This window comes from Planctomycetota bacterium, assembly GCA_026387035.1.
Lineage (GTDB): Bacteria > Planctomycetota > Phycisphaerae > FEN-1346 > FEN-1346 > JAPLMM01.
Map to the genome: position 1 here is coordinate 1 of JAPLMM010000046.1, position 2,753 is coordinate 2,753.

The window sequence follows — 2,753 nt, forward strand, 5'->3', positions numbered from 1 at the left end:
CACCGCCTGATGGAACTCTTCCTCGCCGGGGTTCCGGGCGGTCACCACCTCCATAATGTGTTCCACAAACTGCTCCGACATGTTCGTTCTCCTTGTTCTGGTCTGCGCCCCCAAGTCTGACACAGCCGTGCGCTGCCTTACGGCACGGCACGAAAGTCCCCCTTGCATACACCGTTGGTGGGGAAATGTCAAGCAGAATTTCCGCATTTGTGTAGGAAAATTGGCCCTTCGTCGGCAACCCGTTGCCGCATCTGGGCTTGCAAACAAAGCCGGTCGGGTCCGACCAGGTAGGCACAGGGATTTCAGGCGGACCGAAAAAGAGGTTCCGGCCAACCGCGAGCGGCCGAAGTAAGGCCGCTCATTGTTGACGGGGAGCCCCCGATGGCCTAAAATCCGGAACTCTTTTGCGCTGAGGGATTCGTGAACGAGGTGCTCGAAAAGCGACGACTTGGGCCGGACGTTTTTCGCATGGAGTTGGCCTACCCGAAACTGGCGCGCAAGGCCAGGCCGGGCCAGTTCGTCATCGTCCGCGCGTCGGAGGACGGGGAACGAATCCCCTTGACGATCGCCGACGCGGACCCGGAGGCGGGAAGCATCACGCTTATTTTCCAGGTCGTCGGCAAGTCGACAACGCTTCTGGCCCGCATGGAGCCGGGGGACGAGATCCTCGACGTCGTCGGCCCGCTCGGGGTCCCGACGGAGATCGAGCGATTCGGGCGCGTGCTCTGCATCGGCGGCGGGATCGGGGCGGCGCCCCTGTACCCGATTGCGAAGGCCCTCAAGGCCGCAGGGAACACCGTGACCACCATCCTGGGCGGTCGCTCGAAAAACCTGGTTATTCTCGAGAACGAATTCCGGGCCATCAGCGACGCCGTCGTTGTGACGACGGACGACGGCTCCCACGGGCGTAAGGGATTTGTCACGGACGCCCTGAAGGACTTGCTCGGTGCCGGAGAACGCTTCGACCGGGCCTGGGCCATCGGGCCCGTCCCGATGATGAAGGCCGTGTGCGACCTCGCGCGCGGGGCGGGGATTCCGACGGTCGTCAGCCTCAATCCCATCATGGTGGACGGGACGGGGATGTGCGGCGGGTGCCGCGTCATCGTGGACGGCCACGTGAAGTTCGCCTGCGTGGACGGCCCGGAGTTCGACGGGCACCGCGTAGACTTTGACACGCTGGCCAAACGGCTGACGACCTACCGCGACCGCGAACGCCGCGACCACGAGGTATGCAAGATCGGCCTGGACACGCGGGGCAAGCGAGGTTGCGAAGCGAATGGTTGACAGTTCACCTCCGAAAGACCGATTTAAGCGCGTGCCGATGGCCGAGCGCCCGGCGGAGGACCGCCGCGACGATTGGAACGAGGTCCCCTACGGCTACACGGCCCACGAGGCCCGGCACGAAGCCCGCCGATGCCTTTTCTGCAAGACGCCCGAGTGCATCAAAGGATGCCCGGTCGGCATCGACATTCCCGGGTTCGTTCGTCTCATTGCCGAGGGCAAGTTCGAGGAGGCCGCCGACCACATCCTCCTCATGAACGCCCTGCCGGCCATCTGCGGCCGCGTCTGTCCCCAAGAGACCCAGTGCGAACTCACCTGCGTGCTCGGCAAGAAGGGCGACCCGATAGCGATCGGGAACCTGGAGCGTTTTGCGGCCGACTGGAAACGCGAGCAGGGCGTCAATCCGCTTCCGCCTCTTCCCAGACCGTCAGGGTTCAAGGTGGCCATCGTGGGGTCCGGCCCCGCCGGCCTGACGTGCGCCGGCGAACTCGTCGGCCGCGGACACCAGGCCACCGTCTTCGAGGCCTTCCACAAGCCGGGCGGCGTCCTGGTGTACGGGATCCCCGAGTTCCGGCTCCCGAAATCCATCGTCCGGGAAGAAGTCGAGCGGCTTGGGGCGCGTGGCATGAAACTTGTCACGAACGCCGTCATCGGCAAAATTGATACCGTCGAGGAACTCCTGGAGGAGTACGACGCGGTCTTCATCGGCGTGGGGGCAGGTGCCCCCATGTTCCTGGGCGTTCCGGGCGAGGAACTGCTCGGCGTCTATAGCGCGAACGAGTACCTCACGCGCACCAACCTCATGCGGGCCTACGACCGCGAGCATGCCGACACGCCCATCCTGGAGTCCAGGCGCGTCGCCGTCATCGGCGGCGGCAACGTCGCCATGGACTCGGCGCGCAGCGCCCTTCGCCTCGGGGCCGACGAGGTGACGGTCCTTTACCGCCGAAGCCGGACCGAGATGCCCGCCCGCGCCGCCGAAATCCACCATGCCGAAGAGGAAGGCGTCCGGCTGGAAATCCTGGCGAACCCGACGCGCATCCTGGGCGACGAGCGCGGCTGGGTCCGCGCCATCGAGTGCCTGCGGATGACACTCGGCGAGCCCGACTCCTCCGGCCGGCGCCGGCCCATCCCCGTCCCGGGGAGCGAATTCACGATGGACGTGGACACGGTCATCGTGGCGATCGGCAACCGGCCGAACCCCATCGTGCCTTCGACGACGCCCGACATGAAGACGAGCCGGGGGGGCACGATCGTCGCAGACGAAAAGACCGGCAGGACCACCAAGAATAGAGTCTGGGCCGGCGGCGACATCGTCACCGGGGCCGCCACCGTCATCAGCGCGATGGGCGCCGGCCAGGCCGCCGCTCGCGACATCGATGCCTATCTGCACTCGCCCGAGCCGCGGAAGTGGAAGGTCGAAACATGCGCCGTCCCCGGTGACGGCGAGAAGGCGTGATCGCCGCCTTGCC

General features: G+C 65.9%; 2 protein-coding genes. Both read left to right on the forward strand.

Annotation, left to right across the window (positions count from 1 at the left end):
• Window positions 1-420: 420 nt before the first annotated feature.
• The gene (locus NTX40_01385) at window positions 421-1,284 is read left to right on the forward strand and encodes a sulfide/dihydroorotate dehydrogenase-like FAD/NAD-binding protein (GenBank protein MCX5647742.1); all 864 of its coding nucleotides are present in this window, start codon (window positions 421-423) and stop codon (window positions 1,282-1,284) included.
• Window positions 1,277-2,740: an NADPH-dependent glutamate synthase gene (gene gltA / locus NTX40_01390; protein ID MCX5647743.1), complete on the forward strand. Its 1,464-nt coding sequence runs from the start codon at window positions 1,277-1,279 to the stop codon at window positions 2,738-2,740. The genes NTX40_01385 and gltA overlap by 8 nt, the downstream gene beginning before the upstream one ends.
• Window positions 2,741-2,753: the final 13 nt, after the last annotated feature.

What these genes read in the sequence shown, in the direction of transcription:
- gltA (MCX5647743.1), top strand. Translation starts at nt 1,277, where the DNA reads ATGGTTGACAGTTCACCTCCGAAAGACCGATTTAAGCGCGTGCCGATG.